Below are 22,140 nucleotides of genomic sequence, written 5' to 3'. Positions count from 1 at the left end.
AGCGTTTTAAGTCATTTATCCATGTAACATTATGAAAGTCTAAAAGGTTTTCTGTTTCGGGCTTGAATACCGGAAAGGTGATTTATAAAACTTTTGAGTAACCGGAATGGTTTTACAAGCGGAGGGTCCCAATATGAAACTAAAAAAAGCAGAGGCGCTAATTCCTGAACAAGAGAAAGGCAGCCAGATGGATGTGGTTGAAGAGAGGGTGGCACCGGACGAAATAACGGCGAAAAAGTGTTTCGAGTCAGCCAGCGATCGTTTATTGGCTGTCAACAACTGGGGAGAAATTTCGGGGATGTCTGCATTTGTATTGTTCGATGCGGGAGGATCTAAAGTGGCCAGAAAAGCCGAAAAAGGAGATTATATCCGTATTGATATTCCCGGCCCGGGCCCTTCATCCGGTGAGGGGTATGATTGGGTTAAAGTCGAGGAAATCGTATCTAAAAATGAAGCAGACGAGCAATTTTTGGGCGTGCGGGTCAGACCGGCCGAATTTCCCTTGTCAGATGAAAGGGTTGCAGCACATTTCTTGCAAGATGAGGCGACTTCCACTTTCCTGATCAGGAGAAAAGGTACCGTAATAACGGCCGAAGAACACGGAAGAAATGAGCGGCCTAATATTTCAGAAGGTAAGTTACTGGATAGGGGGCGTAATCTTATTGTGGGCTTAGCCGCTAAATTCGGACTTTCTTATCCGCAATGGAAAATGTTGGTAAAAGGCCTTTTAGATGGATGTTCAGCCTGAGTTCAAAAAGATAAATCGGTTAATAAACTAGGTTCTTCACAGAATTAACTATCGGGATTGAACTTTGAAAGTGCCAGGTAAACCAATAGGACCGTTATAATCATCAGCATCAGAAAGAAACCATCTGCTTTTAGTTAACCCATATCTTTTCTTCTAAAATCCCGTACCATGTCATTTATCTTTTTGGAGAAAGTTATCAGAATAACAAAAGCAAATAGGTACATGAAATCTGGATTAATGTTGTTGTATAATGACCGGTAATATAAAGGCAAAAAACAGGCCCGCTACCGTTATGGCAAGCCTGGTGGCCTATAAATATATTGTTTTATTTCCAGTATCGCAATCAGGAAGCATAGATCTGAAAGGGAAACCAGATCACATTAGCGAATTCATCTGCAAGAATTCTTCAGGTGAATAAGATGATTGAAAATAATTTGTGGGGAATGAAATAAAAAGGGCCGCTCTTTTGGAGCAGCCCTGTGATTTTTGGAATAAATTCCTCTTATGTAGCCCGTAGGGGAATCGAACCCCTGTTTCCAGAATGAAAATCTGGCGTCCTCACCCCTAGACGAACGGGCCATTAATCTGAGTTTGATTTTGAGTTTCTAGTTTGGAATAACCCCAACTAAAAATGCTCAACTCCCAACTGAATTGGTAGCGGGGACACGACTCGAACGTGCGACCTTCGGGTTATGAGCCCGACGAGCTACCAACTGCTCCACCCCGCATTCTATACAACTCGTTTTTAGCCAGAATTAAATCCTTAACGCTGTTTCCGAATTGGAATGCAAAGATATAATTCGTTTCTTTGTACTGCAAATTTTTTTTAAAAAATATTTTAATGGCGCATAAAGCAGGTTTTGTTAGTATAATAGGTAAACCAAATGTAGGTAAATCTACCCTCATGAATGTGCTTGTAGGCGAGCGGCTTAGCATTATAACCCCTAAGGCGCAAACCACGAGGCACCGTATATTGGGTATCGTAAATGAAGAAGAATACCAGGTTGTTTTCTCCGATACGCCGGGTATAATTAAGCCAAAATACAGTTTACAGGAGAGTATGATGGATTTTGTTAACGGATCTTTAACCGATGCCGATGTACTTTTATTTGTAACCGACATCAATGAGGAGCATGATGAAGACGATGTTCTGGAGAAGATCATCAACCGTAACATTCCAACCATTGTCTTGATTAATAAGATAGACCAGGCTACGCAAGAGCAGGTAGATGAGAAAATTGCTTACTGGAACGAAAAATTAAAACCGGTAGCCATTTACGCTATTTCTGCTTTACATAACCATAATGTTAATGGTTTGCTTGATCGTATTTTGGAAATGTTGCCTGAGCATCCGCCATATTACGATAAGGAAGATTTAACCGACCGCTCTGAGCGTTTCTTTGTTTCTGAAATTGTACGGGAAAAGATCTTTTTAAATTACCAGAAAGAAATTCCTTACAGTACAGAGGTAATTGTGAAGAGTTTTAAAGAAGAGCCGCTTAAAAACGGCAAGGGTTTAATGGTACGCATCAATGCTGAGGTGGTGGTAGAGCGCGATTCGCAGAAAAATATCCTGATCGGTACCGGCGGTAGTATGTTAAAGAAAGTAGGTACAGAAGCCAGGCTCGAAATCGAGAAGTTTTTAGATGCCAAGGTATTCCTCGAATTGTTTGTGAAGGTTATCCCTGATTGGAGAAGTAAAAAGAACTACTTAAAAAGTTTCGGATACGATAATTAATTTCGATTTTTAAGGATGAAGAAAAGCATAACGGTTTTATTGCTGTTCTGGGCTACGCTTGTTGCCGCCCAGGAATCAAATAATGGTAAAAGGTTGTGGGCCAAATCGATCCTGAATGAAAAAGCACCAGACCTGGTTGTGGAGAAATGGATTTCAAAACAGCCCGATACTAAAGGGAAATTTGTTTTGATTGATTTTTGGGCAACCTGGTGCGGACCCTGCAGGGCTTATATCCCGACCTTGAACAACCTTCAGAAAAAATATGCCGATAAACTGGCCATTATCGGCCTTTCTAATGAGGCGGCAGAAAAAGTAGAAGCTTTTGATAATCCAAAAATCAACTATTTTGAAGCCATAGATACTAAAGGGGTAATAAAAGACTCGCTTCAGGTTAAGGGTATTCCGCATGCTATCCTTATCGATCCGAAAGGAATAGTAAGGTGGGAGGGCTTTCCATTATTGCAGGGAAACCAATTAACCGAGGAAGTAATAAAAGGACTTTTAGAAAAGTATAAAAATTAATATTGATAGAGGTTACGAAAAATAACCGTACCTTTGCAGCCCGAAATAAATCGGTTAGTAGTTGATAGTCAATGGCTGATAGCCAATAGTTTGAGCAGCTTGCCTGAACACCACGACCATTAACTATAGCCATTAACTATCAAAAGAACACCCATGAGTAACATTATAGCCATCGTAGGCAGGCCAAACGTAGGAAAGAGTACCCTATTTAATAGATTAACAGAAAGCCGTAAGGCCATTGTAGATGATATGAGCGGCGTAACCCGCGACAGGCACTATGGTGTGGGCGAGTGGATAGATAAACAATTTACCGTAATTGACACGGGTGGTTATGTAGCCAACTCTGAAGATGTTTATGAAGCAGCTATCCGCGAACAGGTAATGATTGCCATTGAAGAGGCTACTGTATTGATCTTTATGGTGGATGTAACCACAGGCATTACCGATTTAGATGACGATATTGCTCAGGTACTGCGCAGAAGTAATAAACCTGTTTTTGTTTGTGCAAATAAAGTAGATAACACTGCTTTGTATAACGAAATACATACTTTTTATGGCTTCGGATTAGGTGAGGTATACCCCTTGTCGTCAATGACAGGCTCCGGAACGGGCGAATTATTGGATGAGATTGTTAAAAATTTCGAAGATATTCAGGAAGAAGAAAACCAATTGCCTAAAATTACCATTGCAGGACGTCCGAATGTGGGTAAATCTTCCCTGGTTAATGCACTGATCGGTAAAGAACGTAATATTGTTACTGCAAATGCCGGTACAACCCGCGATTCAATTAAAATCCACTACAACCAGTTCGGTCATGAGTTTATGCTGATCGATACTGCCGGATTACGTAAAAAAACCAAGGTTAAGGAAAACCTGGAGTTTTATTCGGTAATGCGTACCATCAAAGCCCTGGAAGAAGCTGATGTTGTAGTATTAATGATCGATGCTGTAGAGGGGATTGAAAGCCAGGATATCAACATTTTCCACCTGGCCGAGAAGAATAAAAAAGGTATTGTGATTCTGATAAACAAATGGGATTTGATTGAAAAGAATACCAAAACCATGAAGGCTTTCGAAGATGAGATTAAAGATCGCATCCGTCCGTTTACCGATGTGCCGATTATTTTTACATCAGTGCTGAATAAACAACGTATTTTTAAAGCTGTTGAGGCTGCGTTGGATGTATATAAAAACCGTGGTAAGAAAATTCCTACGTCAAAATTAAACGATGTAATGTTGCCGTTGATTGAGAATTACCCGCCACCGGCTTTAAAAGGAAAGCATATTAAAATCAAATACATTACACAGATTAATGCAACTTCACCAATGTTTGCCTTTTTCTGCAACCTGCCACAGTACATCAAAGATCCATATAAACGTTTTCTGGAAAATAAATTAAGAGAAAACTTCGATTTTTCTGGTGCACCGATCCAGATTTATTTCAGGCAGAAATAGTTAGGGTTGAGCGTTTAAAGGCGAAAGGCCAATTACCCAAAAAGACGATATTCTTTAAACAAGGCTGCTTTCGCGATTGAATGCAGCCTTTTTTTATTTTTATTCTGAATACAGGAAAGCTATCAACGATGGTAAATTTTGATTTTGTATTTCAGCTCCTGAGTTGAGGTTGTAAATCTCAACTAACATGACGTAAAATTTACCCTTACCTTTGTTTTATGCAGTTACAAGTTCTAAATAGCCAGGCGGCTGATATCGATATCATTTTCAGATTTTATGATATGGCCATTGCCTATCAAAAGAGAGTGTTTAACAAACATTGGCAAGGCTTTAGCCGGGAGATGGTGCAGACCGAAATCGATGAATACCGCCAATATAAAATTCTTGCTGATGGTGCAGTGGCCTGTGTATTTGCCGTTACGTTTAACGATCCGTTAATTTGGGGAGAACGTGATCAGGATGCAATTTATATTCATAGGATTGTAACCCATCCCGAATTCCGGGGTTATGCTTTTGTGAAGGAAATTATCAAATGGGCAAAAGATTACGCCATAAAGAATGACATTAAATTTATCAGAATGGACACCTGGGCAGATAATAAAAAGCTGCTTGAATATTATACGGGTTGTGGCTTTAATTATGTTGGGGTAGTAACCATGGATGAAACTGAGGGGTTACCGAAACACTATGAAGGTATCAGTTTAAGTCTGTTCGAAATTGTACTGTAATAACCAAAAATCTGTTTCAGGATCTTATTTTTTCTCCTTCAACAACTTTAGGGTATGATCTAAAGATTCACGGTTACCCCATGCATCGTGCCCTGTAATAACAAATCTGGTATACGGATATTGCTGCTTCAGTTTTTCGATACTTTTTGGCCACGCGGCTAAATCAGCCTCTCCAATATAACCCAGATCATCGGCTTCCGGGCTTTTAATCAGGCAGCCGCCAAATAAAACTTTATCCTTTGGAAACCAGATCACCAGGTTATCCTTTGTATGCCCTTTGCCGGCATAATAGGTGTTTATTTTATACTGTCCTACTGTAAAAGTGGTATCGTTGGTAAACGTATAAGCGGCTCGCGGTTCCTTGTTGGTTTTCAATAGTTCATCGGTTAATTTACTGGTATACGTTTTTATACCCTTGCTTTTAAAAAAAGCTAAGCCACCTGCACGGTCGCCGTGCGAATGTGTAGCAATGGCCAGCACTACTTTTTGGTGGTGTTTGGCCTGGATGGAGTCTAAAAATGGCTGGAATTGCGTACTATCCCAGGGTGCATCGATTACGACAACACCTTTATTGGTAACCAGGTAAACGGCATTAGCATCTGTTAAGGTACCTTTATAGGTGTTGTATGTGGTGTAGGCATAAAGATCGCCGGTTAAATGTTTGATTTTTAATTTTGGATTTTGCGCAAAAGAGGCTGATGCCGATAAACAGAATAATAAAGAAAGAAGAAATCGCATAGGTTAAGTTTAATAATCGATTCAAAAAAGAGAATGCTTTCAATGCAAACGAATGTAATGGGGTTAAATTATTTCAATTCAACTTTCCAGCTTAACATATCATCAACTTCTCCAATATGAACAAAATTGTTTTTTTTCAGAACAGAATAGGAGGCCACATTGTCTTTTGTTGTGGCGGCAAAAACCGATTTTACCTTAGGCTGTTCCCTGGCCCATTCCAGTAACCTTCCAATTGCTTCCGTCATAAAACCTTTACCTCTAAATTCTTCATAAGTACCATAACCTATTTCAATTTCTCCATTTGCATCAGGCTCACCAACAAAACAGATATCACCTACCATTCTATGGTCGGGTTTGGATATGATGGTCCACAGCGTATGGTATAAATAATCTTTGTCCTTATCAAAAACGTTAGGTAAAATCGTTTGTTCCAGGGCATCCTGCAGGGAGGGAGAGATATTTTTGCGGGTGGGCAAAAGGTCAAACTCCTGTTCTAATGAATGGTCATCTTTGATGTATTTCAAAAGCTGATCATGTGTTAACGGTCTTAAAATGAGTCGCTTTGTTTCTATCATGCTCTGGATTGTTAAGCAGGCCAATATAAAAATTTGGGTTTTGAATAACCAAAATTTAATAATAAGGTTTTATTAAAAAACGCGCCCTGGATTTTTAAATGCCGGGCCTGATTAATAAACCTTTATTACCTGACCTGTTAAAATGCCCAGTACACTTTTCTCGTAAGCTTTAACCACTTTCTCCATCGTAACAGGAACTTCTCCCGGAAAAGCATCGAAATAAGCAGGCGAATCTTCAACCACATTAGGGCTAACGGCATTTATACGTACCCCGTTTTTGAGTTCTGGGGCAGCGGCCAAAACAAATGCATTTAAACCACCGTTTATGGCACTCAATGCTGCGCCTGCAGCAACAGGATGTTCGGCCAGTATACCAGAGGTTAGCGTAAACGAGCCGCCTTTATTAATGTAATGCTGACCGATAAGCACAAGATTAACCTGTCCCAATAATTTATCGAGCAGGCCGCTTTTAAATGTTTCACCCGTCATTTGGCTTACAGGGCTAAAAGGGCCTTTTCCGCTGGTGCTGATCAGGGCATCAAAAGCACCGATCTGCTCGAACATCTTTTTAATCGATGCTTCATCGGTAATATCTACCTGAACCTCACCTCTGGTGTTTCCTACCCGGATTACTTCGTGTTTTTGTGCAAAAGCTTCAGCCACCTTTTTACCCAGCGTGCCCGTTGCACCTATAATTATTATTTTCATCTAGACCTTTTCGTGCGTAAATACTAATTTCGTATCCGATTAAACACCTGGGGTTATTGAAATGTTTGTGCCGCATTAATTCCGCAACACCATTTCAGCTTCGAGATCGGCAATCAACAGGTCGATATGCGATGGCCTTACATTTGGCATGCAGATGATGTGCGAATGCCCCTGTTCTGCAGCTAGTTGCCATTTTTTACAGATGGTAGCAGATGGGGTTGGGAAATTTACAGTAATGGCATCCTGATTTCGCCAGGCAGCAATACCGATCTCCTTAAGTTTCATTTCGGTATAAGCTGCGGTGGCTAAGCTCTGCATGGCCCTGCTTTTTAAACCTGCTATCCCCAAACGTTTAATGGTATGCCATAAGAATAACGGACTGTGGCCATTTCTCGACCCGGTAATGGTGGTATCAACACTGCCAATGTAATCCACCGAACGGGCAATCCTGTCGCGGTTCGATTTTTTAGCAACCACCACTCCGCAAGGCATTGGCGAACCGAAAAACTTATGACCGCTAATGGCAATACTGTCTGCACCATCTTCAAAATCAAATGCCGGTCTTGGTTCAATTAATGCGCTGTAGGTACCGGAAAGTGCTGCATCGGCATGGATATAATAATGTTGAATGGCCAGTTTTTTTAAAATAGCTTTAATTCTGGCTACATCATCGCGCGCTTCGGTCATGGTGGTGCCAATATTGGCCATAATGATTACCGGCATGTGGCGGTTCATCCTAATGGTATATTCTAGGTCATCGTAATCGATTTCGCCATTTTCCTGGGTACGGATTACGATGTTGCCCATATTAAGCAGATGCAGGTTTTTTTGTACGCTGTAATGGGTAGCCTCCGAATAATAAACCATTGCTTTTGGATGCAGTTCGCGCGCCAGGTATAAGCCATAAAGATTACCTTCCGAGCCGCCATTGGTTACATAACCCCACCAGTTATTTTGGGGTGCGCGAAATAGTTCGGCAAAAAATTGCACTACTTCTTTTTCCAGCTCACGGGATCCGACGCCGTAAGTGGAAGCCACAAAAGGATCGCCCAGGTTGTTCATCGGGTATTTGAAGAAATCATACAGGTTTTGATAATCGAAGTCTTTCGAAACGGGATAACCAAGAAACAATTCCGTCTGCTCTTTAACTTTTTCTAACAAATGATCTAAAACCTCCTGATCTTCTGCCTGTAACCTGTTCGTTTCCATAAAATATGATTTACAGGCAAAGTTAACAATCCGGAATATAGTTTTTGTTTGTTTGGTTAAATAAGAATATTATGCTGATTTTATGATTTTTTTCAGTATTTAATTCTTTTTTAGGTGGTTTATTTAAATCTGATAAAGTATAAAATATGGCTATTGCAGGTTCAGTAATGCCTGTCTTACGGTATTGTCGGTTTGGTTTGCTGCCTTATAATAACCAACATCGCCCAAATAATACCTGCACAGCAGTGCTTTTAAATCATTTAAGATTACATTTTTGGCGTTATATAATTGAAAACGGTCTATCGGCACATTTTTGCGCTGAAGAAAGCCAATAAAGTCTTTAAAATCGTTATCGTTTATGGTGAAGATGTTAATGTTCTGTTCTACAAAACTGGCACTGTATTTTGCTGTCAATACATTAAAAACATAGTCAGAAAGTACTTTTTTACTCACCAGATTGCTATAGAATTTATTATAGCCATTGGTGTCTAACTTCACAAAGATATCAGGCTGGATACCGCCCAGTGGTTTAATCTTTTTACCGGGCTGGATATTTACACCTTCCGTTTTCTCTATGGAATCCTGGAATGAAGTGCGGTCGCCGGTTAACTCTCCGTCCATCATACGTTCATCCAGTTCATGTTTATAGGCATCGTAGCCTTTTTTATAAGATTTCTGAATACTGCGGCCCGATGGCGTATAATAGCGGGCAATGGTCAGGTTTAGTGCCGAGCCGTCGCCAAAGGCAAATTGTTCCTGTACCAAGCCTTTTCCGAAAGAACGGCGGCCAACAATTATTCCCCGGCCGAGGTCCTGGATCGCACCGGCTACAATTTCGCTTGCAGAAGCGGTATTTTCATTGATCAAAACAGCCAGTTTTCCATTTTGAAAAGCGCCGGTCCCGGTCGAAAAATAATCAGTACGCGGTTCGTGTTTGCCTTGTGTATAAACAATAAGCTTATTCTCCGGTAAAAACTGATCGGCCAGGCCTGTTGCAGCGGTAAAATAGCCCCCGCCATTATCGCGCAGATCGAGGATGAGCTTTTTCATCCCCTTGGCTTTAAGGCTATTGGCTGCTACAGAAAAATCGTTATCGGTATTGGCTCCAAACTTACTGATGCGCACATACCCCGTTTCATTATTGATCATGTAAGCAGCGTCGATACTACTGATGTTTACTTTACCGCGCGTAACCATAATGCGGTTGCTCTGTGCTGCACCCGGGTGCAACAGCACCACACTTACCCCGGTTCCGGCTTTGCCTTTAAAACGCCCTGTTAACTGGTCTTTTGGCAGGTTTCTGCCACTTACTGTTGCGGTATCAATACTTAGAATTTTATCTCCAAGTTTTATCCCAGCCTGGTAAGCAGGCCCATCTTTTACCACACTGGTAACCATCATGGTATCGTTAAGCATGTAGTATTCTATCCCTACACCCTCAAAGTTTCCTTCCAGGTTATCGGCCATATCCTGCGCATCAGTTGGCGGTAGATAAACGCTATGCGGATCAAGCTGGTGTAAAACACTGTCGATGGGTAAGTTTTGGAGCGAATCGGTATTAATATCATCAACGTAATTGCCATTAATGATGTGTAAGATTTCGTTTAATTTTTCGTCACTGTTAATGGCCAGCTGAGGACTTTTTTTAACGCCAAAACCTTGGTCTTTAATGAATTTTATGCCCAAAAACATCCCGGCTATTAAGATTACAGAATAGCTTGCGGCGATCAGTATATTGGTACGGGTATTTTTTTTCATCAGCGTTGTTGCAAATTTATGAAAATTAGCGGGTTGATGTATTTTATAATTGCATTTAAGTGTCTTTTGTTTATAATATTTTAATAAAAATTATTGCCCAGGGAGTGTAGTTGGCTGCTGTAAGTGATATTTTTGTTTTTTTAAGACAATTTTTAGAAAGAATTTACCGAATTTTATCAAAATTAAATTTATGAATAGAGTTACCGAGCAAGAATCTAACTATGATCATATTGATCAGATGTCGGTATTAGAAATTTTGCAGGGCATTAATAACGAGGATAAAACGGTCGCATTTGCTGTCGAAAAATCTTTGCCGCAGATCGAAAAATTAACATCTGCCGTTGCCGAGCGAATGAAAAAAGGCGGTCGTCTTTTTTATATCGGTGCCGGTACCAGTGGTCGCTTAGGTGTAGTCGATGCTTCGGAATGCCCGCCTACTTATGGCGTTCCTTTTGATTGGGTTGTAGGAATTATTGCCGGCGGAGATACTGCCATCAGGAAAGCAGTTGAATTTGCCGAAGATGATGCCGAACAAGCCTGGAAAGATCTTCAGGAATTTAAGATCAATGAAAAAGATTGCCTGGTAGGCCTGGCCGCATCAGGCACTACTCCATATGTAGTTGGCGGATTAAATACGGCACGTAAGCATGGCATTTTAACCGGTTGCATTGTTTGCAATACCGGTGGACCGATAGCTGCCGAATCTGATTTTCCGGTTGAAGTAGTGGTTGGACCAGAGTTTGTTACCGGTTCTACCCGAATGAAATCGGGTACGGCGCAGAAAATGGTGCTAAACATGTTAAGCACCACGGTGATGGTTCAGCTGGGGCGCGTGGTTGGCAATAAAATGGTCGATATGCAGTTAACCAATCATAAACTGGTAGACCGTGGCACGCAAATGGTGGCCAATGAACTGAATATTGCCTACGATGAAGCTGCTGCATTGCTAAGCCGTTACGGAAGTGTAAGAAAAGCAGTAGAAGCGGGGCACTAGGGAATTTAGAGAAAGATAGAGGATTGAATGAAAGAGAGATGCGATGTAGAAATCACCATGATATGTTCGCTCGTCCAAAATTCACTCATTCAATAATTAAAATATATGCACGAGATAGAGCCTTATTACCAATGGAGAGATGATTATATTTCGGCTGAAGACGAACGTTCGCCGTTTTATAATACCGAATATTCAGAACTTTATTTCGATAAGCAGATTTATAATTTTTTACTGCATCCGCAGTGGGATGAGTTTGGATCCAATACGCTTTATATAAAAGTGTTATATGCCGATTACGATCGCGGTTATGTCATTATAGAATTTATAGGCGAATGGAACGATGCCATTAACAACGATATTATGTTGCTGAAGCGCGATATTCTGGAACTGATGATGGATGAGGGAATCAATAAATTTATCCTGATCGGTGAAAATGTACTGAATTTTCATGCCTCTGATGACAGTTATTATGAAGAATGGTTTCAGGAAGTGGAAGATGGCTGGATTGTTGGAGTGAACTTTCAGGAACACGTTATCGCTGAATTTCGAGATAATAACATCGATTATTATATTAACTTTGGCGGGGCATTTGATAGTCTGCCTTGGCGTACCTTAAAACCCCTGCAGTTTTTCAAAAAAGTTGAAGAACTGCTGACAAAAAGACTGAGCTAAACCATTATTTTTATATAGTTAAATACACAAATTTAAAATGGAACAACAAAATTATCAATATCAGGACAACAGTGTTTTCGTACAGACAAGACCTGAATCTAAACGTTTTTTCGGGAATGTATTTTTATGGATGTTTGTTGCATTGGTAGTCTCTACCGGAGCAGCATATTTTATAGCAAGTACACCAGCCGTAATGAATTATCTTGTAACATCTAATCCTGAAACAGGGAAAGGTGGATTTACCGTGCTCGGTTATATTGCCATATTCGCCCCGCTTGGCTTAGTATTACTATTAGGAGCTGGCATGCAAAGAATGTCATATCAAGCATTAATAGGCGTATTTTTGCTATACTCGGTATTAACTGGGGTAATGCTCAGCTTTATCTTGTTAATTTATTCTTTGCCGTCAGTTGTAATATGTTTTGCTGCTGCAGCAGCAATTTTTGCTGTGATGGCTGTAATGGGATATACCACAGATACAGATTTAAGTAAGTTTGGGCCAATATTATTTGCCGGAGTAATTGGTTTAGTCATCATTAGTTTCATTAATTTCTTTTTAGGAAGCTCCACTTTAAGTTACATTATGGGATTTATCGGTGTTGCTGTTTTTACTGCATTAACTGCTTATAAAGTACAGGAACTAAAAAGAATTGGTCAGGGATTAGACGAAAATGGTAATACTCTGGCTGTAAATGAAGGTAAAAAGCTCGCTATTTTAGGCGCTTTATCGCTTTACATCACTTTTATTAATTTGTTCTTATCGCTATTGCGTATTTTCGGTAGCAGAAGATAACCTTCAAATACAAAACAATATTCTTAAGGCCGTGCAGTTTTGCATGGCCTTTGTAATTTTATTTGGTTGCAAAGCGATAATTTTTGGAATTGATGTTGCTTTGTTGCATTTTTGTATGCTTATTAAGAAAGACGGAGGGATTAGACCCAACGAAGTCTTAGCAACCTGTAACCTTACAAGGTGCTAAATTCTATTCTGCAAATAGCGGAAACAGATAAGTTTAGGATTACGATTCACGTACCAACTTTTTAAATAAGCTTTTTTTTGAGATTTGAGACAATAGATTAAAGTAGTGGATTTGAGACCACAGATTTGAGATTTGGGACATTGTGTTTATCCATTCTCGTATCGCCCATCTCATGCCTAACAGCTTATAGCTAACCTCTCATCTCTCATATCTAACAACAAGAATGAGCATAAGAGAAGAATTAGAGAAACGTATTTTGGTGATTGATGGGGCTATGGGCACCATGATTCAGCGTTATACATTAACCGAAGAAGATTTTAGGGGAGAACGCTTTAAAAACCATCCCTGTGATGTAAAAGGCAATAACGATTTGCTCAACATCACGCGTCCGGATATTATAAAATCCATACACCTGGAGTACCTGGCGGCTGGTGCCGATATTATCGAAACCAATACCTTCAGTACGCAGCGCATTTCCATGGCCGATTATCAGATGGAGGACCTTTCTTACGAGCTGAGTTTTGAAGGCGCGCGCGTGGCAAAAGAAGCTGCAGAAGAATTTATGGCGGCAAATCCCGATCGTAAATGCTTTGTTGCCGGTGCCATTGGCCCAACCAACCGTACCCTTTCGATGTCGCCGAATGTAAACGACCCCGGTTTCAGGGCAGTTTATTTTGATGAGCTGGAAGAAGCCTATTATGAGCAGGTACGAGGCCTGGTTGATGGAGGCTCGGATGTTTTATTGATCGAAACCATTTTTGATACTTTAAATGCAAAAGTGGCTATTGTAGCCATTAAAAAATATGAGGAGGTAATTGGCCGTAAACTCGAAATCATGATTTCGGGAACCATTACCGATGCCTCCGGAAGAACGCTTTCGGGCCAAACGGCTGAGGCTTTCTTAAACTCTGTAAGGCATGCCAACCCTTTAAGTATCGGTTTTAACTGTGCTTTGGGCGCTAAAGAAATGCGTCCGCATATTGAAGAACTGGCTGCAAAAGCGGGCTGTTATGTATCAGCCTATCCTAACGCCGGTTTGCCAAACGAATTTGGTGCTTACGATGAGCAACCACACGAAACCGCACACCTGGTTGATGATTTTATTGCCTCGGGATTTGTTAATATTGTGGGTGGCTGCTGTGGTACTACTCCCGAACACATTGGTTGTATTGCTAAAAACGCAAGAAAAGCAGCACCCCGGAAAGTACCGGTTATTGAGCCTTACATGCGTTTAAGCGGATTGGAACCTGTAACCATTACCCCAGATAGTATTTTTGTAAACATTGGTGAAAGAACCAATATTACCGGATCTCCGAAATTCTCGAAACTGATTCTGGGCGGCGATTATGAAGCTGCTTTGGCCGTTGCCCTGCAACAGGTTGAAGGTGGTGCTCAGGTAATTGATGTGAACATGGATGAAGGGATGTTGGATTCAGAAGCAGCCATGACCAAATTCCTGAACCTGATTGCCTCCGAACCGGATATTGCCAAACTTCCGATTATGGTCGATTCATCGAAATGGTCAGTGATCGAAAATGGCTTAAAATGCCTGCAGGGAAAAGGCATCGTAAACTCCATTTCTCTAAAAGAAGGCGAAGATAAATTCCGCGAAAGTGCCCGTAAAATTATGCAGTATGGGGCTGCAGTAGTGGTAATGGCTTTTGATGAACAGGGGCAGGCAGATAATTACGAACGAAGGATAGAAATCTGCAAGCGCAGTTACGATATCCTGGTAAACGAAATCGGTTTCCCGGCAGAGGATATCATTTTCGACCCGAATATTTTAACGGTGGCCACCGGATTGGAAGAGCACAATAATTACGCGGTTGATTTTATTAATGCAACCCGTTGGATCAAAGAAAACCTGCCTCATGCTAAAGTGAGCGGAGGAGTTTCTAACATTTCGTTCTCTTTCAGGGGAAATAATGTGGTACGCGAAGCCATGCACTCGGCCTTTCTTTATCACGCTATCAAGGCTGGTTTAGATATGGGAATCGTAAATGCAGGGATGTTAGAGGTTTACCAGGAAATTCCGCCCGAACTGTTGGAAAGGGTAGAAGACGTACTCTTAAACCGCAGGGAAGATGCAACTGAACGCCTGGTCGAATATGCCGATACGGTTAAAACTAAAGGCAAAGAAGTGGTTAAAGATGAGGAGTGGCGTAAGGGAACGGTTGAAGAAAGATTATCACATTCACTGGTAAAAGGCCTTGTTGAGTACCTGGATGATGACGTTGAAGAAGCACGGCAAAAATACGACCGTCCGATACAGGTTATCGAAGGGCCGTTGATGGATGGAATGAACATTGTTGGCGATCTGTTCGGTGCCGGAAAAATGTTCCTTCCACAAGTGGTAAAATCGGCCAGGGTAATGAAAAAAGCAGTTGCTTATCTGTTGCCTTATATTGAGCAGGAGAAACTGAGTAATCCCGACCAGGATCAGAATTCTTCAGCGGGTAAGGTATTGATGGCCACAGTGAAAGGTGATGTACACGATATCGGTAAAAACATTGTAGGGGTGGTACTGGCCTGTAACAACTTTGAAATTGTAGATATGGGCGTGATGGTTCCTGCACAGGATATCATCAAAAAGGCTAAAGAAATAAATGCCGATATTATTGGTTTAAGCGGGTTGATTACGCCGTCATTGGATGAGATGGTTCACTTCGCCAAAGAAATGGAGCGCGAAGGTTTTACCATCCCATTGATCATAGGTGGAGCAACTACCTCCAGGATCCACGCTGCAGTAAAGGTGGCGCCAAATTATTCAGGCCCGGCTATCCATGTACTGGATGCTTCGAGGAGTGTTACGGTTTGCAGCACTTTGATGAATCCCGATACCAGGGATGAATATATTGCGGGCATCCGGGCTGAATACGATAAGGCACGTGAAGCGCATTTAAATAAGCGATCAGATAAACGGTTTAAAACGTTGGAAGAGGCCCGGAATAATAAGTTTAAGATTGATTTTCAACCTAACTTACCTGTTCCCGAATTTACCGGCACAAGGGTGTTTGATAATTATCCCTTAGAAGAATTGGTTCCGTATATCGATTGGACACCGTTTTTCCATACCTGGGAGCTACGTGGAAGTTATCCGAAAATTTTCGACGATAAAAATGTAGGCGACGAAGCAAGGAAACTTTTTGATGATGCACAGGTTTTGCTAAAACGCATCCTCGACGAAAAACTGCTAACCGCAAGGGCTGTAATCGGTTTCTGGCCAGCAAATTCGGTTGGAGATGATATTGTTTTGGAAGTCGGAAGTTTGTCCAGCGACTCAGGACTTGAGACTCAGGACCCAAGACCGGTAACCATCCACACCCTCCGCCAGCAGGCCGAAAAAGTAGATGGGCAGCCCTATTACGCTTTATCTGATTTTATTGCACCAAAAGAAAGCGGAATCCAGGATTATTTTGGTGGTTTTGCTTTAACTGCAGGTATTGGGATTGATGAGCTGGTGAATGAATTCGAATCCAATTACGATGATTATAACAGCATCATGGCAAAAGCATTGGCCGATCGTTTAGCAGAGGCTTTTGCCGAGCGCATGCACGAACGTGTACGTAAAGAATATTGGGGGTATGCACAGAATGAAAGCCTGACTAACCAGGAACTGATCAAGGAAGAATATGTGGGGATCCGCCCGGCACCCGGTTATCCGGCCTGCCCGGAGCATACCGAAAAAGGAACCTTATTTCAATTACTCGATGCTGAAAATAAAATTGGCCTGCGTTTAACTGAAAGTTATGCCATGTACCCAACGGCTGCGGTAAGCGGGTTTTATTTCGCACACCCGGATTCGAGGTATTTCGGATTGGGAAAAATTACCAAAGATCAGATCGAAGACTACGCCATCAGGAAGAACATGCCTATTGAAGAAGTGGAGCGATGGTTAAGTCCGAATTTAGCTTATTAACCTTCGCCTGGTTATCCTGCGTGCAACGAAGGAACCCGGGCGCGGAGAACAGATGATTTTGATGTGAGCAGTCATCAAAAAACAGGAACTGCTATGGTGTTAGAGATGTTTCATCAGCATCCGGCATCACAACTAAATTAGGTTATGAAGATTACAGACCATATAAAAAACGCGAAGGGTAAGACCTTATTTTCTTTTGAATTATTACCGCCTATAAAAGGGCAAAGCATCCAATGGATTTACGATGCCATAGAACCACTTTTGGAGTTTAATCCGCCTTTTATCGATGTAACCTCGCTCCGCGAAGATTACATTTATAAAGAACAGGCAAATGGTTTATTGGAAAAGGTGTCGTACCGTAAACGTCCGGGTACCATTGCCATTTGTGCAGCCATTATCCATAAATATAAGGTTGATGCCGTTCCGCATCTTATTTGTGGCGGTTTTACCAAAGAAGAAACGGAAAATGCCCTGATCGATCTCCAGTTTTTAGGCATTGATAACGTACTGGCCCTGCGCGGCGACGCCCGTAAAGCGGATGGAAATTTTGTTCCTACCCCGGGCGGACATTGTTATGCCACAGACCTGATTGAACACATTAAGAACCATAACGAAGGTAAATTTTTGCATGAAGATGTAGAAACCTTTAAGAGCGATTTTTGTATCGGTGTTGCCGGCTATCCCGAAAAACATTTTGAGGCCCCTAATATGAATACCGATTTCAAATACCTGAAAAAGAAGGTAGAGGCAGGTGCAGAGTTTATTGTAACACAGATGTTTTTCGATAACCAGAAGTATTTCGATTTTGTAAAGAAATGCAGGGAAAATGATATTAATATCCCGATTATTCCGGGATTAAAGCCCATCAGTACCTTATCGCAGTTAAATGTGCTGCCTAAGGTTTTCCACATCGATTTACCTGATGAGTTAACCGATGCCCTGGCTCACGCTAAAAATAATAACGAGGCAAAAGAAATCGGTACAGAAGCCATGATTAAACAATGTAAAGAATTGATTGATTTTGGAGTTCCGGTATTGCACTTTTATACCATGGGCCGCCCTAAGCAGACTAAAAAGATTGCAAAGGCTATTTTTTAAGGAGAGAACCACTGATCTGATTTATTTTCAGGGTCTTAACCAAAAGATGCTGATTGAATTGAGGATGATGGAAAATTGAAATGATCATGAATACTTTAAGTACCGACCAACAAAACCTTGATGCCATATTAACAGAAGTGAAACAACAGGGCATAGACTATTTAAATCATATTCATGAGCGCTCAACAGCAAATCCCTCAGAAGTGGAAATTATTCCTGATTTAAGTGAAGAGGGTATAGGTGTTAAAAATACCTTCGCCCAGTTTAACCGGCGTTTCGAACCCGTTATGGTGGCTTCATCTGGCCCGAGATATTGGGGCTTTGTAACCGGAGGAACAACTCCTGCAGCCATTGCCGGCGATTGGTTATCCACCATCTACGATCAAAACACACAGACCGCAAAGGGTACTGGCGATATTTCAGCAGTTATCGAACTGGAGACCATCCAGCTATTGCTTTCCCTGTTTAACTTGCCTAAGGATTATTTTGGTGGTTTTGTAACCGGGGCAACCCTGTCTAATTTCACCTGCCTGGCTGTGGCCAGACAATGGATTGGCAAACAGTTGGGTAAAGATTTTGCAAGAGAAGGGGTGTCTGGAACCGTAAAAGTATTATCGGCCACACCACATTCATCTGCCGTAAAATCCTTGTCGATGCTGGGTTTAGGAAGTGGTAATTTTATTCAGGTAAAAGTTATGGAAGGCAATCGAGAAGCGCTGGATGTTGCTGATCTGGAACTGAAAATACAAGCCTTAAACGGCGAACCCTTTATCTTGATCTCGAGTGCGGGAACGGTAAATACAGTAGATTTTGATGATTTTGAAGCGATTAATATCCTGAAAGAAAAATATAATTTTTGGTGGCATATCGATGCCGCCTTTGGCGGCTTTGCATCCTGTTCACCGAAATACCGCCACCTGCTTAAAGGCTGGGAAAATGCCGATAGTATTACCGTTGATTGCCATAAGTGGTTAAATGTACCTTATGAAAGTGCTGTGTTTTTTGTGAAAGAAAAACACCAGTTGCTGCAGGTAGAAACGTTTCAGAACTCGAATGCAGCCTATCTGGGCGATCCGATGGAAAACTTCAGCTACCTCAATTTCCTGCCCGAAAACTCCCGCCGCCTGAAAGCTTTACCGGCTTGGTTTACCCTTACAAGTTATGGAAAAAGGGGTTATCAGGAAATTATAGAAACCAATGTGGAAATGGCTTTACAGTTTGCTGATTTTATTAATGAAAATCCAAACTTCGGGTTGTTGGCGCCTGTACGTTTAAATACCGTTTGTTTTTCGTTAAGAGATGAAAGTTTAGTTGCAGTTTTCCTGAATAAGTTAAATAAAGGCGGAAAAGTATTCATGACCCCTACGTTTTATAACGGGAAAAAAGGAATACGTGCTGCTTTTGTAAACTGGCGCACTTCAGTAGCTGATGTGGAACTGGCTACCAATGCCATGCTCGAAATTCTTAACGAACTTTAAGCTCAGATTATTGTTTTAAAAGCAGATCGTTTATATTTGTAAAAATGAAATCCGGAGGCTTTAAATATATACTGATTGTCTGCATAGCGATTACTTTTTTCTTAAAGGTAAGCCATGTTGTTTCGTATTTAAGCCAGGTTACCAGCCAGATTGAACTTGCATCTGCGAATGACGATGCAACAGAGAAGGAAGAAAAAAAAGCAGAAAGTGAGTATGAGGTACAGCAGATCGTATTTCAGGGAGCAGTATATTTCCCGTTTCAAATTTCAAAAAGGGTGATCATTCCTGACCATTCTTTTCAGTTGGCTTACTTCCCGGATATTTTAACTCCACCACCTTCCGTATAAACATCCCTTTAAGGTTTGTTTTCCTGTTTAGCATAAACAGAACCCATTTCTATTTAAAAAAACACAGAATATATATATGAAACGAGCAATTTCATTTGCAGTGCTGTTAGCCGCTGCCTCTTTAAAATTAAGTGCGCAAGAAGTTGCGCAACACAATGTTAAACCTATCGAAAACGCCCTAGGGCAGGTTATTAAACTTGAACCGGTAAGTTTTAATTATGATAAAGCCTGGGCCGAAAAATTAAGATTATCTGCAAGGCCACAATATGGTTTTGTAGGTGCCGATGCAAAGGCAGCCGTTCCGGGTATTGTTTCAGTACAGGCAAAAGACTACAGCTCGGGCAAAAATGCCTTTAAAAGCGCCACCATTACCAAAGTAGATTATGAAAGCCTGGTCCCGCTTCTGGTAGCCAGTATAAAGGAGCAACAAGAGCAAATAGCGCAATTAAGGGCAGAATTAAACAGTTTAAAATCCAGAAATACAAAGTAGTTTTTTAGTCTTATAATTAATTTAGGTCGGGAGTAATATCCTGACCTTTTTTATTTTTATAAATAAACCGATCCTGAATAACGCTTAAATTTTTTATTTTTATAAAAATAACCAATATAAATCTACCATTAAAAAACAATTGTTATGAAAAAGCTTATTCAATTATTCCTGTTCTGTACAGTGCTGGCTATGTTGCCTTTGCAAAAAATTAAGGCTGAAAATAGTGCCAGTAAATTTTTTAGCATTGGTTTAAATTTAAGTAATGGAACCGGCGATAACGGATCTATTTACCTGTACGGCCCTACTCCAATTAGTGCTTATTTTGGCCCGAGTGGAGGTTCATATGGCCCGTTGACTGCCGGTACCTATACGGTTATTATTTATACTGCGGCCCCGGGTACACGCACATTTAGATTTAACGGACAAGCCATTACCACCGATTCAGGAAGTGCTACATTTAATAATGTCAGCATTACTTCTACAGCTTTCGCTTCGGTTAATTAATTTAAGTTGGTCCGGATTTGCAATCCGGACCAGTCATTTTTCGGATGTGTAATCTGGTTTCGAACAATTTCTAAAAGGATTAAAATCTTTTCAACAGTAGAAATTACAAATCCCTAACAGCATACTATTACCCTTTTAGCAGATACGCCTTAAACCCTTCAAAATCTACGCCTAGCTGATCAGCCTGTTTAGGTTTGCTTTCTAAAGCTGTAACCTGCTCCGGGATTTCGATTTTGACAGCGATATCCGCAGGAAAGATATCCGGGAATTTGCAGGCGTGTGCCGTAGATAAAAATACTGCAGCGCTTTCATCTGTCGGATTTTCTTGTCTATATTTTTCTACCGCCAGATAGGCAATGGCAGTGTGCGGACAGGCCACATAATTAAACTGATTGTCGATGGCCTTGATTCCGGCCAGTGTCTCTTCGTCGGTAAAGCGATAAGCAGTAACCACTTTTTTTAAAGCTTCAACATCCTGGTTAAACAAATCCATAATCCTTACCCAATTGCTTGGTGCACCCACATCCATTGCATTCGAATACGTTTGTGTAGAAGGTTTGGTTTCATAGTTACCCGTGGCTAAAAAGCGGGGCACCGTATCATTAACATTGGTAGCGGCGATAAACTGTTTTACAGGTAAACCCAGTTTGTAAGCTAATAAACCTGCACCAATATTGCCGAAGTTTCCGCTTGGTACGGAAAAAACCACAGCATTATGCCCTTGTTTTTTCAGCTGTGCATAAGTGTTGAAATAATAGAAGGTTTGCGGGATTAACCTCGAAATATTAATCGAGTTAGCCGAGGTTAGGCGGAATCTTGCATTAAGCTCAGCATCGGCAAAAGCTTGTTTTACCAAAGCCTGGCAGTCGTCAAAAGTACCCTTTACTTCAATGGCGCGAATGTTTTCTCCATTGGTGGTTAACTGCAGCTCTTGTATCGGACTCACTTTTCCTTCCGGATAAAGGATGGTTACCCTGGTATTAGGCACGCCTAAGAATCCCAAAGCTACTGCGCCGCCGGTATCGCCTGAAGTAGCAACCAGCACGTCTAAAAGTTGTTCGCCATCTTTTAAGAAATAGGCCATTACCCGGCTCATAAAGCGGGCGCCAAAATCTTTAAAAGCCAGAGATGGGCCATGGAAAAGTTCCAAAACGAAGGTTTTATCATCTAATTTAACAGCCGGTGCCTCAAAATTAATGGCATCAGCTATAAGGGATTGTAAGTCATCTGCCGGAATTTCATCTTTCAGCAGTGCAGAAGCTACCTGATACGCAATTTCGGGTAAAGTGTACTGTTCAATATTTTCGATAAAAGCAGGATCCAGCTGTGGAATTTCAACAGGCATATATAAACCTTTATCCTGTGGCATGCTGTTAAAAACGGCTTCTTTAAAAGAAACCCGTAAATCTTTATTATTGGTTGAGTATAGTTTCATTTTAAGTTATAAGCTTTAGGGTGTAAGGTTTAGGGCTGTGCGAT

Annotated in this window: 20 protein-coding genes, 2 tRNA genes and 1 riboswitch; of the genes, 14 read left to right on the top strand and 8 right to left on the bottom strand. The window is 41.1% G+C overall.

Features of this window, described 5'->3' with window-relative positions; all coding sequences use genetic code 11:
• Positions 1–133: 133 nt before the first annotated feature.
• Positions 134–748 carry a hypothetical protein gene (locus GGQ60_RS14775; RefSeq protein ID WP_183765824.1) on the top strand — a complete coding sequence of 205 codons (615 nt, stop codon included), beginning with the start codon at positions 134–136 and terminating at the stop codon, positions 746–748.
• Positions 749–1,255: 507 nt separating this feature from the next.
• Here GGQ60_RS14775 and GGQ60_RS14770 read toward each other — a convergent pair.
• Together GGQ60_RS14770 and GGQ60_RS14765 are read right to left on the bottom strand one after the other, a co-directional pair.
• A tRNA-Glu gene (locus tag GGQ60_RS14770) sits at positions 1,256–1,327 on the bottom strand.
• A gap of 73 nt (positions 1,328–1,400) precedes the next feature.
• A tRNA-Met gene (locus GGQ60_RS14765) sits at positions 1,401–1,476 on the bottom strand.
• 113 nt (positions 1,477–1,589) lie between these two features.
• On the opposite strand from GGQ60_RS14765, the gene era reads away from it, so the two are divergent.
• The 4 genes from era to GGQ60_RS14745 all read left to right on the top strand — a co-directional run bounded on the left by era (position 1,590) and on the right by GGQ60_RS14745 (position 5,191).
• Positions 1,590–2,486 (top strand): GTPase Era, encoded by an 897-nt coding sequence (gene era, locus GGQ60_RS14760; RefSeq protein WP_183765821.1) that lies wholly within the window; start codon positions 1,590–1,592, stop codon positions 2,484–2,486.
• Positions 2,487–2,501: 15 nt separating this feature from the next.
• Complete coding sequence (locus GGQ60_RS14755; RefSeq protein WP_183765818.1) at positions 2,502–3,008, top strand: TlpA family protein disulfide reductase; 507 nt, start codon at positions 2,502–2,504, stop codon at positions 3,006–3,008.
• A 153-nt stretch (positions 3,009–3,161) separates the two neighbouring features.
• Entirely contained in the window at positions 3,162–4,463 is a 1,302-nt protein-coding gene (der, locus tag GGQ60_RS14750; RefSeq protein WP_183765815.1) for a ribosome biogenesis GTPase Der, read from the top strand.
• A gap of 218 nt (positions 4,464–4,681) precedes the next feature.
• A complete protein-coding gene (locus GGQ60_RS14745) occupies positions 4,682–5,191 on the top strand; it encodes a GNAT family N-acetyltransferase (protein ID WP_183765812.1) in 510 nt (169 codons plus the stop codon).
• A gap of 24 nt (positions 5,192–5,215) precedes the next feature.
• On the opposite strand, the gene blaB1PEDO is transcribed toward GGQ60_RS14745, so the two are convergent.
• The 5 genes from blaB1PEDO to GGQ60_RS14720 all read right to left on the bottom strand — a co-directional run bounded on the left by blaB1PEDO (position 5,216) and on the right by GGQ60_RS14720 (position 10,179).
• A complete protein-coding gene (gene blaB1PEDO, locus GGQ60_RS14740) occupies positions 5,216–5,929 on the bottom strand; it encodes a PEDO-3 family subclass B1 metallo-beta-lactamase (RefSeq protein ID WP_183765808.1) in 714 nt (237 codons plus the stop codon).
• A 68-nt stretch (positions 5,930–5,997) separates the two neighbouring features.
• Positions 5,998–6,504: a GNAT family N-acetyltransferase gene (locus tag GGQ60_RS14735; RefSeq protein WP_183765805.1), complete on the bottom strand. Its 507-nt coding sequence runs from the start codon at positions 6,502–6,504 to the stop codon at positions 5,998–6,000.
• Between the two features lie 111 nt (positions 6,505–6,615).
• Positions 6,616–7,212, bottom strand: a complete 597-nt coding sequence (locus GGQ60_RS14730; RefSeq protein ID WP_183765802.1) for a short chain dehydrogenase — start codon at positions 7,210–7,212, stop codon at positions 6,616–6,618.
• Between the two features lie 75 nt (positions 7,213–7,287).
• Complete coding sequence (locus tag GGQ60_RS14725) at positions 7,288–8,421, bottom strand: histidine decarboxylase (RefSeq protein WP_183765798.1); 1,134 nt, start codon at positions 8,419–8,421, stop codon at positions 7,288–7,290.
• A 150-nt stretch (positions 8,422–8,571) separates the two neighbouring features.
• The gene (locus GGQ60_RS14720; protein WP_183765795.1) at positions 8,572–10,179 is read right to left on the bottom strand and encodes a S41 family peptidase; all 1,608 of its coding nucleotides are present in this window, start codon (positions 10,177–10,179) and stop codon (positions 8,572–8,574) included.
• Between the two features lie 190 nt (positions 10,180–10,369).
• Here GGQ60_RS14720 and murQ point away from each other — a divergent pair, with 190 nt between their 5' ends.
• From murQ to GGQ60_RS14675, 9 genes are all read left to right on the top strand, one after another.
• Positions 10,370–11,173 (top strand): N-acetylmuramic acid 6-phosphate etherase, encoded by an 804-nt coding sequence (gene murQ, locus GGQ60_RS14715; protein WP_183765791.1) that lies wholly within the window; start codon positions 10,370–10,372, stop codon positions 11,171–11,173.
• 105 nt (positions 11,174–11,278) lie between these two features.
• Positions 11,279–11,845, top strand: a complete 567-nt coding sequence (locus tag GGQ60_RS14710) for a hypothetical protein (RefSeq protein ID WP_183765788.1) — start codon at positions 11,279–11,281, stop codon at positions 11,843–11,845.
• Between the two features lie 37 nt (positions 11,846–11,882).
• Positions 11,883–12,638, top strand: a complete 756-nt coding sequence (locus tag GGQ60_RS14705; RefSeq protein WP_183765786.1) for a Bax inhibitor-1/YccA family protein — start codon at positions 11,883–11,885, stop codon at positions 12,636–12,638.
• A gap of 116 nt (positions 12,639–12,754) precedes the next feature.
• Positions 12,755–12,859: riboswitch (SAM riboswitch) on the top strand.
• 189 nt (positions 12,860–13,048) lie between these two features.
• Positions 13,049–16,744: a methionine synthase gene (metH, locus tag GGQ60_RS14700; protein ID WP_183765783.1), complete on the top strand. Its 3,696-nt coding sequence runs from the start codon at positions 13,049–13,051 to the stop codon at positions 16,742–16,744.
• 144 nt (positions 16,745–16,888) lie between these two features.
• The gene (gene metF, locus GGQ60_RS14695) at positions 16,889–17,842 is read left to right on the top strand and encodes a methylenetetrahydrofolate reductase [NAD(P)H] (protein ID WP_183765780.1); all 954 of its coding nucleotides are present in this window, start codon (positions 16,889–16,891) and stop codon (positions 17,840–17,842) included.
• Positions 17,843–17,928: 86 nt separating this feature from the next.
• Positions 17,929–19,320: a pyridoxal phosphate-dependent decarboxylase family protein gene (locus tag GGQ60_RS14690; protein WP_183765777.1), complete on the top strand. Its 1,392-nt coding sequence runs from the start codon at positions 17,929–17,931 to the stop codon at positions 19,318–19,320.
• Positions 19,321–19,364: 44 nt separating this feature from the next.
• A complete protein-coding gene (locus tag GGQ60_RS14685; RefSeq protein ID WP_183765774.1) occupies positions 19,365–19,667 on the top strand; it encodes a hypothetical protein in 303 nt (100 codons plus the stop codon).
• A 76-nt stretch (positions 19,668–19,743) separates the two neighbouring features.
• On the top strand, positions 19,744–20,157 hold the full coding sequence (locus GGQ60_RS14680; protein WP_183765772.1) for a tail fiber domain-containing protein: 414 nt from the start codon (positions 19,744–19,746) through the stop codon (positions 20,155–20,157).
• Between the two features lie 144 nt (positions 20,158–20,301).
• Positions 20,302–20,661 carry a hypothetical protein gene (locus GGQ60_RS14675; RefSeq protein WP_183765769.1) on the top strand — a complete coding sequence of 120 codons (360 nt, stop codon included), beginning with the start codon at positions 20,302–20,304 and terminating at the stop codon, positions 20,659–20,661.
• A gap of 127 nt (positions 20,662–20,788) precedes the next feature.
• Here GGQ60_RS14675 and thrC read toward each other — a convergent pair whose 3' ends face one another.
• Positions 20,789–22,096 (bottom strand): threonine synthase, encoded by a 1,308-nt coding sequence (gene thrC, locus GGQ60_RS14670; protein ID WP_183765766.1) that lies wholly within the window; start codon positions 22,094–22,096, stop codon positions 20,789–20,791.
• Positions 22,097–22,140 lie beyond the last annotated feature (44 nt).

It is taken from the genome of Pedobacter zeae, from assembly GCF_014196715.1.
GTDB classification, from domain to species: Bacteria; Bacteroidota; Bacteroidia; order Sphingobacteriales; family Sphingobacteriaceae; genus Pedobacter; species Pedobacter zeae.
This window is presented reverse-complemented; position numbering and strand designations above follow the sequence as displayed.

Coding starts and splice junctions, on each gene's coding strand:
- GGQ60_RS14685 (WP_183765774.1), top strand. CDS start 19,365: ATGAAATCCGGAGGCTTTAAATATATACTGATTGTCTGCATAGCGATT.
- metH (WP_183765783.1), top strand. CDS start 13,049: ATGAGCATAAGAGAAGAATTAGAGAAACGTATTTTGGTGATTGATGGG.
- GGQ60_RS14690 (WP_183765777.1), top strand. CDS start 17,929: ATGAATACTTTAAGTACCGACCAACAAAACCTTGATGCCATATTAACA.
- GGQ60_RS14725 (WP_183765798.1), bottom strand. CDS start 8,421: ATGGAAACGAACAGGTTACAGGCAGAAGATCAGGAGGTTTTAGATCAT.
- GGQ60_RS14745 (WP_183765812.1), top strand. CDS start 4,682: ATGCAGTTACAAGTTCTAAATAGCCAGGCGGCTGATATCGATATCATT.
- metF (WP_183765780.1), top strand. CDS start 16,889: ATGAAGATTACAGACCATATAAAAAACGCGAAGGGTAAGACCTTATTT.
- blaB1PEDO (WP_183765808.1), bottom strand. CDS start 5,929: ATGCGATTTCTTCTTTCTTTATTATTCTGTTTATCGGCATCAGCCTCT.
- era (WP_183765821.1), top strand. CDS start 1,590: ATGGCGCATAAAGCAGGTTTTGTTAGTATAATAGGTAAACCAAATGTA.
- murQ (WP_183765791.1), top strand. CDS start 10,370: ATGAATAGAGTTACCGAGCAAGAATCTAACTATGATCATATTGATCAG.
- GGQ60_RS14755 (WP_183765818.1), top strand. CDS start 2,502: ATGAAGAAAAGCATAACGGTTTTATTGCTGTTCTGGGCTACGCTTGTT.
- GGQ60_RS14710 (WP_183765788.1), top strand. CDS start 11,279: ATGCACGAGATAGAGCCTTATTACCAATGGAGAGATGATTATATTTCG.
- GGQ60_RS14680 (WP_183765772.1), top strand. CDS start 19,744: ATGAAACGAGCAATTTCATTTGCAGTGCTGTTAGCCGCTGCCTCTTTA.
- GGQ60_RS14720 (WP_183765795.1), bottom strand. CDS start 10,179: ATGAAAAAAAATACCCGTACCAATATACTGATCGCCGCAAGCTATTCT.
- GGQ60_RS14775 (WP_183765824.1), top strand. CDS start 134: ATGAAACTAAAAAAAGCAGAGGCGCTAATTCCTGAACAAGAGAAAGGC.
- GGQ60_RS14730 (WP_183765802.1), bottom strand. CDS start 7,212: ATGAAAATAATAATTATAGGTGCAACGGGCACGCTGGGTAAAAAGGTG.
- GGQ60_RS14675 (WP_183765769.1), top strand. CDS start 20,302: ATGAAAAAGCTTATTCAATTATTCCTGTTCTGTACAGTGCTGGCTATG.
- GGQ60_RS14705 (WP_183765786.1), top strand. CDS start 11,883: ATGGAACAACAAAATTATCAATATCAGGACAACAGTGTTTTCGTACAG.
- GGQ60_RS14735 (WP_183765805.1), bottom strand. CDS start 6,504: ATGATAGAAACAAAGCGACTCATTTTAAGACCGTTAACACATGATCAG.
- der (WP_183765815.1), top strand. CDS start 3,162: ATGAGTAACATTATAGCCATCGTAGGCAGGCCAAACGTAGGAAAGAGT.
- thrC (WP_183765766.1), bottom strand. CDS start 22,096: ATGAAACTATACTCAACCAATAATAAAGATTTACGGGTTTCTTTTAAA.